Here is a 12,293-nt window from a genome sequence, read left to right as displayed (position 1 = left end):
TCAATAGAGCTAGTGGGGCATATCAGCAGTGGGGATTGCCAGCGATTTCTACACAGCTGCTACAGGTCAGGATTAGTCTGTGGAGGGTTGGCTATCAACCTGCTCCAGCATCCACTTCACAAAATCCCGCACCTTGGGTACTTCCGCCGAATGCTCCGGATACGCCAGGTAATAGGCATCGGTGCTGGGCATCGCATGCTGCCAGGGAATGACCAGTTTGCCATCCGCCAGTTCCTCCTCCACCAGAAACCGCGGCAGCAACGCCACGCCACAGCCGACCTGGGCTGCGCGGATGCACATGTAAAAGGTTTCAAAGCGCGGGCCGTGGTAGCTGTGCTCGGTGTGATAGCCCTGACTGTCGAACCAGTCATGCCACGCCTGGGGCCTGGACGCGTTTTGCAGCAGAACCAGGTCCGTGAGTTGCGTCGGGTCGGTAAACGGTGTGTCCGGCAGACTGCCGGGGGCGCACACAGGCACAAGCTCTTCGCTGAACAGCTTCAGGCATTCGGTGCCTGGCCTTGAGCCCTGGCCGAAATAGAACGCCAGGTCGCTGCGACCTTGCAGCAGATCGTCGGCTTCCTGTTCGTTGCACAAATCCAGATGGATCGATGGATGACGTAGCCGCCAGCCTTTAAGGCGTGGGACCAGCCAACGTGCGCCAAAGGTCGACGGCGTCGAAACGCGCAAGACCTCGGTCTCGCCGCCGTAGGAACGCAGGTAATGGGTCGACATCTCGACCTGCGTGAGGATTTTTCGTACCTCGACCAGGTACAGATCCCCCGCCGGCGTCATTTGCAGGCGGCGGCGCACCCGACGAAACAGCAGGTGCTGCAACAGTTCTTCCAGTTGCGCCACCTGCTTGCTGACGGCGCTCTGGGTCAGGTTCAGTTCTTCGGCGGCCCGCGTGAAGCTCAAATGCCGGGTCACGGCTTCGAAACACTGCAGTGCAGCGATCGATGGCAAATAGCGTTTGTTCAGCATGGGCGGTCCTTTGTTCTTGTCTCTTTATTGCCAACAATGCACAGCATGAATAAACGGAATGATATCTCTCTTAATGGTCGTTTGTTGAGTAACCTCGGGGGCGCTAAAACTACAGGTCTGATCAGCCGTGATTTTCCGGCTGCACCCGTTCCGTTTTTTGCTTGAAGGAGTGACCCATGGTTGCCGCATTGCTTGATCGTCTTGGTGTGAACCCGGCCCTGTACCAGAACGGCAAAGTGCCGGTGCATTCGCCAATCGACGGCAGTCGCATCGCCGCCGTGAACTGGGAAGGTGCTGCTGAAGTCGAGCAGCACATCAGTCGCGCAGATCATGCGTTCGAACTGTGGCGCAAGGTTCCGGCGCCACGCCGTGGCGAATTGGTGCGGCAACTGGGTGACATCCTGCGTGAATACAAAGCCGATCTGGGCGAGCTGGTGTCATGGGAGGCCGGCAAGATCACGCAGGAAGGCCTGGGTGAAGTTCAGGAAATGATCGACATCTGCGACTTCGCGGTCGGCCTTTCCCGTCAGTTGTACGGTTTGACCATCGCCTCCGAGCGTCCTGGCCACCACATGCGCGAAACCTGGCACCCACTGGGCGTCGTTGGTGTGATCAGTGCGTTCAACTTCCCGGTCGCGGTCTGGGCCTGGAACGCCACGCTGGCGCTGGTCTGCGGTAACCCGGTGATCTGGAAACCGTCGGAAAAAACCCCGCTGACCGCACTGGCCTGCCAGGCGCTGTTCGATCGCGTGCTGAAGAACTTCAGCGACGCGCCACCGCACCTGAGCCAAGTGATTATTGGTGGTCGCGATGCCGGCGAAGCTCTGGTCGATGACCCGCGTGTCGCACTGGTCAGCGCCACCGGCAGCACCCGCATGGGCCGCGAAGTGGCGCCGAAAATCGCCGCACGCTTCGCCCGCAGCATTCTGGAACTGGGCGGCAACAACGCAATGATCCTCGGCCCAAGCGCCGATCTGGACATGGCCGTTCGCGCCATTCTGTTCAGCGCCGTCGGCACCGCCGGTCAGCGTTGCACCACGTTGCGTCGCCTGATCGCCCATGAGTCGGTCAAAGAAGAAATCGTCACTCGCCTCAAAGCGGCCTATTCGAAGGTGCGCATCGGCCATCCGCTGGAAGGCAACCTGATCGGCCCGCTGATCGACAAGCAAAGCTTCGAGAACATGCAGGACGCGCTGGAACAGGCCCTGAGCGAAGGCGGCCGGGTGTTTGGCGGCAAGCGTCAGCTCGAAGACAAGTTCCCGAATGCCTATTACGTAGCGCCGGCCATCGTCGAAATGCCGGAGCAGAGCGATGTGGTTTGCCACGAAACCTTCGCGCCGATCCTGTACGTGGTTGGCTACAGCGATTTCAACGAAGCCCTGCGTTTGAACAACGCCGTGCCGCAAGGCCTGTCTTCGTGCATCTTCACCACCGACGTGCGTGAAGCCGAGCAGTTCATGTCGGCAGTGGGCAGTGACTGCGGCATCGCCAACGTCAACATCGGCCCGAGCGGTGCGGAAATCGGCGGCGCGTTTGGTGGCGAGAAAGAAACCGGTGGCGGTCGTGAGTCGGGCTCCGACGCATGGCGCGGCTACATGCGTCGCCAGACCAACACCGTGAACTATTCGCTGGAGTTGCCGTTGGCGCAGGGCATTACCTTCGATTAAATATTGATTGTGACGCTGGAAAGATCGCAGCCTTCGGCAGCTCCTACGGGGCTGTGTCTGGCTGCGATTTTGTAGGAGCTGCCGCAGGCTGCGATCTTTTGGTGGCGACAACGAGGTTGGTTAGGTTTCTGTTGGAGTCTGGCAATGCCGTTACGCGAAGAGTGTCTGTGGGAAAAACTGACGCCGCAAAGGCCCGATAACGCGGCGCTCAAAGGTGAAGTGACAGTGGATGTTTGCGTCATCGGCGCCGGTTTTACCGGGTTGTCGGCGGCGGTGCATCTGCTGGAACAAGGCAAAACCGTCTGTGTACTGGAAGCCCATCGCGCCGGTCATGGCGGCTCGGGGCGCAACGTCGGGCTGGTCAATGCCGGGATGTGGATTCCCCCGGACGAGATCGAAGCCGGGTTTGGCACCGATGTCGGCAGCCAGCTCAACCGCATGCTGGGGGCGGCACCTTCCCTGGTGTTCAGCCTTGTGGACAAATACAACATCGATTGCCAGTTGCGTCGCGAAGGCACGCTGCACATGGCGCACAACGCCCGTGGCGAAGCCGATTTGCGCAGCCGTGAAGAACAATGGAAACGCCGTGGAGCGCCGGTGGAACTGCTCACCGGTCAGGCTTGCGAACAAGCCACCGGCACAAAAAAAATAGCCGCCGCGCTGCTCGATCGCCGTGCCGGCACGCTTAACCCGATGGCCTACACCACGGGGCTGGCCAAAGCGGCCATCGGTCTTGGCGGTCAATTATTCGATCATTCCCCGGTGACCCGACTCGAACGCCAAGGCCATCGCTGGTCGGTGCAAACCGCTCAGGGTTCGGTGATGGCCGAGAAAGTAGTGATCGCTTCCAACGCTTATACCGAAGGCGACTGGACGGAGTTGCGGCGCAATTTCTTCCCTGGTTATTACTATCAGGTCGCATCGGTGCCGCTGACTGAGGACGCCGCACAGCAAATCCTGCCCGGTGGCCAGGGTTCCTGGGACACCCGGCAAGTGCTCAGCAGCATCCGTCGGGACAAGGACGGTCGCCTGTTGCTGGGCAGTCTGGGTAATGGCAATCAGAAGCCGGCCTGGTTCCTCAAAGCCTGGGCCGACCGGGTGCAGCAGCATTACTTCCCTTATCTCAAGCCCGTGGAATGGGAATGCACATGGACCGGTTGCATCGCATTTACCCCTGATCATTTGATGCGCTTGTTCGAGCCGGCGCCCGGTTTGGTGGCAGTCACCGGTTACAACGGTCGCGGCGTGACGACGGGAACGGTGGTCGGTAAAGCGTTCGCCGATTACCTGTGTAACGGAAATCCTCAGGCGCTACCGATTCCCTTCGCGCCCATGCAGCCATTGGCCGGGGTGGGGTTGCGCAGTTGTCTGTATGAGGCGGGTTTTTCGCTGTATCACGCGGGCCAGTGCCTGCGCATTGTCATCTGATTGTTGAAATTTGTTGCTGGAAGCGGCGCTTTTCGGCGCAGCGGCTAGCCTGTAATGGTGCGGGTTGTAGCAGTACCGCACCAGCAGTGTGCAGTTCGGTGACGCACGTTGTTACAGGCTGGTTGCACGCCGTTTGGTGCCGCGGTTGCAATGATGGCGCGGGCGGGTTGCGCCTCAAAAAATTAATGGTTTCACCTTCCGCGGTTTAGACGGTTGCACGCCCAATGAAAATGGGCTCGAAACAGTCGAAATAACAATAAAGCAGCGACTTTTTTCAGAATAAAAAACCGATGGCACGGCCCTTGCTCTGAGCATTCAGTGAAGTCGCAGTGCCAATTAAAAAAAACCATGGAGCACCACCTCATGTCCCAGACGTTTTACAAGAAAGGCTTTCTGGCCCTCGCAGTGGCAACTGCGTTGGGTGTTTCTGCGTTTGCTCAGGCTGACATCAAGATCGGCGTAGCGGGTCCAATGACTGGCGCCAACGCGGCATTTGGCGAGCAGTACATGAAGGGTGCACAGGCAGCAGCCGATGCGGTCAACGCAGCGGGCGGCGTAAACGGGGAAAAAATCGTACTGGTCAAGGGTGATGACGCCTGCGAACCGAAACAAGCCGTGACGGTCGCCAAGGACCTCACCAACCAGAAAGTTGCCGGCGTGGTCGGTCACTTCTGCTCCTCGTCGACCATCCCGGCTTCCGAGATCTACGACGAAGCGGGCATCATCGCCATCACCCCGGGTTCCACCAACCCACAGGTTACCGAGCGCGGCCTGAGCGCCATGTTCCGTATGTGCGGGCGTGACGACCAGCAAGGCATCGTGGCCGGCGACTACATCGTCGACGTGCTCAAGGGCAAGAAAGTGGTCGTGCTGCACGACAAGGACACCTACGGCCAAGGCCTGGCTGATGCCACCAAGGCTCAACTGGTCAAGCGCGGCGTAACGCCAGTGCTGTACGAAGGCCTGACCCGTGGCGAGAAAGACTTCAGCACCATCGTGACCAAAATCCGTGGCGCTGGCGCTGACGTGGTCTACTTCGGTGGCCTGCACCCGGAAGCCGGTCCTCTGGTCCGTCAACTGCGTGAACAAGGTCTGAAAGACGTCAAGTTCATGTCCGACGACGGCATCGTGACCGACGAACTGGTAACCACCGCTGGCGGTCCGCAATTCGTTGACGGCGTGCTGATGACCTTCGGTGCCGACCCACGCCTGCTGCCAGACAGCAAGACCGTGGTAGACGCCTTCCGCAAGGCCGGTACCGAGCCTGAAGGCTACACCCTGTACGCCTACGCTTCGGTGCAAACCCTGGCTGCAGCCTTCAACGGTGCCAAGTCCAACAAGGGCGAAGAAGCCGCTGCCTGGCTGAAGAAAAACCCGGTCAAGACCGTCATGGGCGAGAAGACCTGGGACAGCAAGGGCGACCTGAAAGTCTCCGACTACGTGGTTTACCAGTGGGACAAGGACGGCAAATACCACCAGCTGGAAAAACAGAAGTAAGGGCTGTTCCGATTACTTGAACCCACATATCCCCTGTGGGAGCGGGCTTGCCCGCGATGGCGGACTGGCAGGAGACAATTTCGTCGAATGTACAACCGCTATCGCTGGCGAGTCAGCTCCCTCAGGGGGCGGTGTGGGCCAGGTTGAGCGTGATTGACATTGCTCCGACGTAAATCTGTATTTTCCTTAGAAGAACCGCACCCCCATCGGTGTGCAGGTTCTCATTGCGTGAGATTGCGTTATGGATGGTATTTTCCTGCAGCAACTGGTCAACGGCCTGACCCTCGGGTCGGTCTATGGCCTGATCGCCATCGGCTACACAATGGTCTATGGCATCATCGGCATGATCAACTTCGCCCACGGCGAGGTTTACATGATTTCCGCTTACCTCGCGGCAATCAGTCTGGCTCTGCTGGCGTACTTCGGTATCGAATCCTTCCCGCTGCTGATGCTCGGCACCCTGATCTTCACCATCGTCGTCACGGCGGTGTATGGCTGGGTCATCGAGCGTGTCGCCTACAAACCCCTGCGTAACTCCACCCGACTGGCACCGTTGATCAGCGCCATCGGTATTTCGCTGATCCTGCAAAACTATGCACAGATCGCCCAGGGCGCGAAGCAACAAGGCGTTCCCACGTTGCTGACGGGGGCCTGGCGCGTTGAGGTTGGCACAGGTTTTGTGCAGTTGACCTACACCAAGGTGTTCATTCTGGTTGCCGCGTTCGTTGGTATGGCCGCGCTGACCTACATCATCAAGTACACCAAGCTCGGCCGCATGTGCCGTGCCACCCAGCAAGACCGCAAGATGGCTTCGATTCTGGGGATCAACACCGATCGGGTGATTTCCTACGTGTTCATCATCGGTGCAGCGATGGCGGCCCTGGCCGGCGTGCTGATCACCATGAACTACGGCACATTCGACTTCTATGCCGGTTTCATCATCGGGATCAAGGCGTTCACCGCCGCGGTGCTCGGCGGGATTGGCTCGCTGCCTGGCGCCATGCTCGGCGGGATCATCCTCGGGATTTCCGAGTCGCTGTTTTCCGGCCTGGTGAACTCGGACTACAAAGACGTGTTCAGCTTCTCGCTGCTGGTTCTCGTTCTGGTCTTTCGGCCCCAAGGCCTGCTCGGCCGTCCTCTTGTGTCGAAGGTGTAAGCGATGTCTTCAACCACTAAAAAAACCATTGATCTCAAAAAAAGTCTGGTTGACGCGATTCTTGCCGGCCTCATTGCCCTGATTGTGTTCGGGCCGATTGTCGGCGTCGTTCTCGATGGCTATGGCTTCAACCTGGAAACGACCCGGGTGGCATGGATTGTCGCCATCGTCATGGCCGGTCGTTTTGCCCTGAGCCTGTTCCTGCAAACCCCCAAGGGCCTGAGAATCCTCGAAGGTTTTGAATCCACCGGTTCCGGGGTTCATGTTCTGGCGCCTGACTATAAGTCCCGGTTGCGCTGGATCATCCCGCTGGTGATCGTCCTCGCCGTGGTGTTCCCGTTTTTCTCCAACTCCTACCTGCTGGGCGTGGTCATCCTCGGGCTGATCTACGTACTGCTGGGCCTGGGGCTGAACATCGTGGTCGGTCTGGCCGGCCTGCTCGACTTGGGCTACGTGGCGTTCTACGCCATCGGTGCCTACGGTCTGGCACTCGGTTATCAATACTTGGGGCTGGGCTTCTGGACGGTGCTGCCACTGGCGGCGATCACGGCGGGGCTGGCCGGTTGTATCCTCGGTTTCCCGGTATTGCGTCTGCACGGTGATTACCTGGCGATCGTGACCCTGGGCTTCGGTGAAATCATTCGCCTGGTCCTCAACAATTGGCTGTCCCTGACCGGTGGCCCCAACGGCATGCCGGCGCCACTGCCGACTTTCTTCGGCCTGGAGTTCGGCAAACGGGCGAAGGATGGCGGCGTACCGTTCCATGAGTTCTTCGGCATCGCCTACAACCCTGACGTGAAGTATTACTTCATCTACGCGGTGTTGTTCCTGGTGGTACTGGGCGTGCTGTACATCAAGCACCGCCTGACGCGCATGCCAGTGGGCCGTGCGTGGGAAGCGTTGCGTGAAGACGAAATCGCCTGCCGTTCCATGGGCCTGAACCACGTACTGGTCAAACTCTCCGCATTCACCATCGGTGCATCGACGGCGGGTCTGGCCGGTGTGTTCTTCGCCACTTACCAGGGTTTCGTCAACCCGACCTCGTTCACCTTCTTCGAGTCGGCGCTGATTCTCGCCATCGTGGTACTCGGCGGCATGGGCTCGACCATTGGCGTGGTGATTGCGGCTTTCGTATTGACCGTCGCCCCGGAACTGCTGCGTGGCTTCGCTGAGTACCGCGTGTTGCTGTTCGGCATCCTGATGGTGTTGATGATGATCTGGCGACCGCGCGGCCTGATTCGGATCAGCCGTACCGGTGTGACCCCGCGTAAAGGAGTAGCGCCATGAGCGAAGTCGTACTCAGTGTCGAAAAGCTGATGATGCACTTCGGCGGCATCAAGGCGTTGAACGATGTCAGCCTGCAGGTCAAGCGCAACTCGATCTTCGCCCTGATCGGCCCCAACGGTGCCGGCAAAACCACGGTGTTCAACTGCCTGACCGGTTTCTACAAGGCCTCCGGCGGCAAGATCGAAGTGAACGTGCGTGGTGAACAGACCAACGTCATCAAACTGCTGGGCGAGTCGTTCAAACCGACCGACTTCGTCTCGCCGAAGTCCTTCGCCAGTCGCCTGTACTACAAAATGTTCGGCGGCACCCACCTGGTAAACCGTGCCGGGCTGGCGCGGACGTTCCAGAACATTCGCCTGTTCAAGGAAATGTCGGTACTGGAAAACCTGCTGGTGGCCCAGCACATGTGGGTCAACCGTAGCCTGTTGGCCGGCATCCTCAACACCAAGGGCTATCGCAAGGCTGAAAGCGATGCGCTGGACCACGCGTTCTACTGGCTGGAAGTGGTGGACCTGGTGGACTGTGCCAACCGCCTGGCCGGTGAGCTGTCCTACGGTCAACAACGCCGTCTGGAAATCGCCCGGGCCATGTGCACGCGTCCGCAGATCATCTGCCTCGACGAACCGGCTGCCGGCCTCAATCCTCAGGAAACCGAAGCGCTGAGCGCGATGATCCGGCTGCTGCGCGACGAGCACGATCTGACCGTGGTGCTGATCGAACACGACATGGGCATGGTTATGAGTATTTCCGACCACATCGTGGTGCTGGACCACGGCATCGTCATCGCCGAAGGCGGCCCCGACGACATCCGTAACGATCCGAAAGTGATTGCCGCCTACCTGGGCGCCGATGAAGAGGAAGTGGTATGACCCAACCGATCCTCGAACTCAAGGAACTGGACGTGTTTTACGGGCCGATCCAGGCCCTGAAGAAAGTCTCGCTGCACATCAATGAGGGGGAAACCGTCAGCCTCATCGGCTCCAACGGTGCCGGCAAGTCGACTCTGCTGATGTCGATCTTCGGTCAGCCGCGCGCGGCGGACGGAAAGATCCTCTATCAGGGCGTGGACATTACCCACAAGTCGTCGCACTACATCGCCTCCAACGGCATCGCGCAATCGCCGGAAGGGCGGCGGGTGTTCCCTGACATGACCGTCGAGGAAAACCTGCTGATGGGCACCATCCCTATCGGTGACAAGTACGCCAAGGAAGACATGCAACGCATGTTCGAACTGTTCCCGCGGCTTGAAGAGCGGCGTTCTCAGCGGGCCATGACCATGTCCGGCGGCGAGCAGCAGATGCTCGCCATTGCCCGTGCACTGATGAGCCGGCCGAAACTGCTGCTGCTTGACGAGCCGAGCCTGGGTCTGGCACCGATCGTGGTCAAACAGATCTTCGCCACGCTGCGGGAACTGGCCAAGACCGGCATGACCATCTTCCTCGTGGAGCAGAACGCCAACCACGCGCTGCGCCTGTCTGACCGTGCTTACGTGATGGTCAACGGCGAGATCCGCATGACCGGCACCGGCAAGGAGTTGTTGGTCAACGAGGATGTGCGAAACGCCTATCTCGGCGGGCACTAGATCGTTAGCGTTCAACAAAACGCCCTGACGTGCTCAACGTCAGGGCGTTTTTTATGCGCGGTCGGTGGGGGGCTGTTGTAAGAGCTGTCGAGTGAAACGAGGCTGCGATCTTTTAATCTTGTTTTCAAGATCAAGATCAACAGATCGCAGCGTTCGGCAGCTCTTACAAGAGCGGCGTTGTGACGTAAAGTAAAATTGTGGAAAACAAATTCCCCAAGCTCCCAAACCGCGACATAAAGCCGCTGCAAATAGTTGTTTTGTCACAGTTTTGACTTGTCCCCGTTTGCTGTGGAGCCGGCTGTGAATAACGTGGGAGTAGCTGGCTGGACGCCTTTGAAACCGTGGCTTGCAGAGGTGTGGTTGTTTTTTGATCAAGTGTTTTTGCGCAGCTGGCGGCCCGCTTTGTCAACCTTTTTGTTGGTGATGAAAGTGCGAGGAATCGGCGTGGACAAGCCTGTGGATAAGTCTGTGATTAAACTCTGGAAAGACTTGGCTGAGGGCCGTGGTTGCTGGCTTGGCGCCATCGTTGGTTTGACCTGTCGGTCATGAAATTCGCCAAGGGCTACACAGCAGGCGGTAGAGGGTCAAGCAAAAAAGTTTCAAAACCTCGCGCAAAGCCTTGTGGATAGCGGCTTGCAGCTTTTTCAGTTGCCCCCAGAGACTGTGGACCGGCCTGTGGATAACGTGCGCGCACATGGCTGTAGGCCACGCGGGACAAGGGCTTGCCAGGGTTGATTGTTTTTTGAGCAAATTGAACGATGGTTGCCGCTGTGAACAAGGCCGGGCATGCTGCCTGCTGATTTTCTATTCCAATGGCTGGTGATCAGCCGAAGCAAGGAGAACACGATGTCCAACACCCTGTTTATTACCGGCGCGACCTCCGGTTTTGGTGAAGCCTGTGCCCGTCGTTTTGCCGAGGCTGGCTGGAAACTGGTGCTGACCGGCCGTCGTGAAGAACGCCTCAACGCGCTGTGCGCCGAGCTGTCGAAGCAGACCGAAGTGCACGGACTGGTGCTCGACGTACGCGATCGCAAGGCGATGGAAGACGCCATTGCCAACCTGCCGCCGTCGTTCGCCAAGCTGCGCGGATTGATCAACAACGCTGGCCTGGCACTGGGCGTTGACCCGGCACCCAAGTGCGATCTGGATGATTGGGACACCATGGTCGACACCAACGTCAAAGGCCTGATGTACAGCACCCGTCTGCTGTTGCCACGCCTGATCGCTCACGGTCGTGGTGCCGGCATTATCAACCTGGGTTCCATTGCCGGTAACTATCCGTACCCCGGCAGCCACGTGTATGGCGCCACCAAGGCATTCGTCAAACAGTTCTCCCTCAACCTGCGCTGCGACCTGCAAGGGACGGGCGTGCGGGTCAGCAACATTGAACCGGGCCTGTGCGAGAGCGAGTTCTCGCTGGTGCGTTTTGCCGGTGATCAGGAGCGTTACAACGCGACGTATGCCGGCGCTGAGCCGATCCAGCCGCAAGATATCGCCGACACCATTTTCTGGGTTCTCAATGCCCCGGCGCACATCAACATCAACAGCCTGGAATTGATGCCGGTCAGCCAGACCTGGGCCGGGTTTGCCATTGAGCGTAAGTCTTAAGACTGTGTAACGGCCATCGCGAGCAAGCTCGCTCCCACAGGGATTGCGTTAAACCTTGTGGGAGCGAGCCTGCTCGCGATGGCGTCGGCGTAGCCGGTGCAGGACATCAGCTAGACTCCTCACCCAACAGTGCGCCACACCCGGCGGTCTAGAGGTATTAGAGGAGATCAAGTGAGCAACCGAGGCGAGCAGTCGCTACTCAAGCAATCGACCTTCCTGATGCTCGCCGTGACATTTGCCGGGATCATCACCGGTTTTGTTTCGGGCGCCCAATCGATTCTGTTCGACGGCTTCTTTTCGTTGATCGCCGCCTTCATCAAGGTGCTGATGCTGATCACCTCCCGGATGATCGCCAAGGAAAGCAATCAGCGTTTCCAGTTCGGTTCCTGGCACCTTGAGCCCATGGTGCTGGTGATCGAGGGCAGCTTCATTTTCCTGGTCGCCATTTACGCCTTTCTCAACGGTGTGTTCGGCATCCTCAGTGGTGGCCGTGAGGTCGAACTGGGACTGGTGATTTTTTACGCGGCGTTCTTCACGGTCGTTGAGTTCATTTATTTCTTCTACGTGCGCCATCGCAATCGCACGCTCAATTCATCGCTGATTCAGTTCGACAACATCAGTTGGTTGGTGGACGCGATGCTGTCGGCGGGGCTGTTGGTGAGTTTCCTGATTGCGCTGCTGCTCAAGACTCAGGGTTACGGAGAATGGGCGGTGTACGTCGACCCGATGATCCTGATCATGCTGGCCTTGGGCATGCTTCCCCCGGCCTACAAAATCCTCGGCCCGGCACTGCGCGATGTGTTGGGGATTGCCCCGGATCAATTGGATGACAAGGTGCGTCAGGTGATGGAAGTCGCCAAGGCCGAGCATGGTTTCGACGATTACATTTCCTACGTGCAGAAACACGGTCGGGCCTGTTTTATCGAGATTCACATCGTGCTGCCGAAAGATTATTGGCTCGATGGCATCGGGCAACTGGACAGTTTGCGAGAGGAAATTTCCACCAGGCTTGGCGAGCCGGACGCAGCGCGATGGTTGACCATCAGCTTTACCGGCGACCGCAAGTGGATTGAGTAAGCGGTCGGAG

Annotated in this window: 11 protein-coding genes; 10 read left to right on the top strand and 1 reads right to left on the bottom strand. The window is 58.7% G+C overall.

What is annotated here, in order from left to right; genetic code table 11:
* Positions 1–72: 72 nt before the first annotated feature.
* Positions 73–981, bottom strand: a complete 909-nt coding sequence (locus KVG88_RS20270) for a LysR family transcriptional regulator (protein ID WP_150705324.1) — start codon at positions 979–981, stop codon at positions 73–75.
* Positions 982–1,157: 176 nt separating this feature from the next.
* On the opposite strand from KVG88_RS20270, the gene amaB reads away from it, so the two are divergent.
* The 10 genes from amaB to KVG88_RS20220 all read left to right on the top strand — a co-directional run bounded on the left by amaB (position 1,158) and on the right by KVG88_RS20220 (position 12,283).
* Positions 1,158–2,648 carry an L-piperidine-6-carboxylate dehydrogenase gene (amaB, locus tag KVG88_RS20265; protein WP_150705325.1) on the top strand — a complete coding sequence of 497 codons (1,491 nt, stop codon included), beginning with the start codon at positions 1,158–1,160 and terminating at the stop codon, positions 2,646–2,648.
* A 144-nt stretch (positions 2,649–2,792) separates the two neighbouring features.
* Positions 2,793–4,076: an L-pipecolate oxidase gene (amaA, locus tag KVG88_RS20260; RefSeq protein WP_217872570.1), complete on the top strand. Its 1,284-nt coding sequence runs from the start codon at positions 2,793–2,795 to the stop codon at positions 4,074–4,076.
* Positions 4,077–4,439: 363 nt separating this feature from the next.
* A complete protein-coding gene (locus KVG88_RS20255) occupies positions 4,440–5,573 on the top strand; it encodes an ABC transporter substrate-binding protein (RefSeq protein WP_150705327.1) in 1,134 nt (377 codons plus the stop codon).
* 241 nt (positions 5,574–5,814) lie between these two features.
* Entirely contained in the window at positions 5,815–6,729 is a 915-nt protein-coding gene (locus KVG88_RS20250) for an ABC transporter permease subunit (RefSeq protein ID WP_046819754.1), read from the top strand.
* A gap of 3 nt (positions 6,730–6,732) precedes the next feature.
* Positions 6,733–8,016: a high-affinity branched-chain amino acid ABC transporter permease LivM gene (gene livM, locus KVG88_RS20245; RefSeq protein ID WP_150705393.1), complete on the top strand. Its 1,284-nt coding sequence runs from the start codon at positions 6,733–6,735 to the stop codon at positions 8,014–8,016.
* On the top strand, positions 8,013–8,885 hold the full coding sequence (locus KVG88_RS20240; RefSeq protein ID WP_150705394.1) for an ABC transporter ATP-binding protein: 873 nt from the start codon (positions 8,013–8,015) through the stop codon (positions 8,883–8,885). The genes livM and KVG88_RS20240 overlap by 4 nt, the downstream gene beginning before the upstream one ends.
* On the top strand, positions 8,882–9,598 hold the full coding sequence (locus KVG88_RS20235) for an ABC transporter ATP-binding protein (protein WP_150705395.1): 717 nt from the start codon (positions 8,882–8,884) through the stop codon (positions 9,596–9,598). Before KVG88_RS20240 ends, KVG88_RS20235 begins: the two co-directional genes overlap by 4 nt.
* A gap of 300 nt (positions 9,599–9,898) precedes the next feature.
* Positions 9,899–10,147, top strand: a complete 249-nt coding sequence (locus KVG88_RS20230) for a hypothetical protein (RefSeq protein ID WP_217872569.1) — start codon at positions 9,899–9,901, stop codon at positions 10,145–10,147.
* A 297-nt stretch (positions 10,148–10,444) separates the two neighbouring features.
* Entirely contained in the window at positions 10,445–11,206 is a 762-nt protein-coding gene (locus KVG88_RS20225; protein ID WP_150705397.1) for an SDR family oxidoreductase, read from the top strand.
* 171 nt (positions 11,207–11,377) lie between these two features.
* A complete protein-coding gene (locus KVG88_RS20220; protein ID WP_150705398.1) occupies positions 11,378–12,283 on the top strand; it encodes a cation diffusion facilitator family transporter in 906 nt (301 codons plus the stop codon).
* Positions 12,284–12,293: the final 10 nt, after the last annotated feature.

The sequence above is a fragment of the Pseudomonas azerbaijanoccidentalis genome, from assembly GCF_019145495.1.
GTDB classification, from domain to species: domain Bacteria; phylum Pseudomonadota; class Gammaproteobacteria; order Pseudomonadales; family Pseudomonadaceae; genus Aquipseudomonas; species Aquipseudomonas azerbaijanoccidentalis.
Note: the sequence above shows the minus strand (reverse complement) of the source record. Positions and strands in the feature narration are given on the sequence as shown.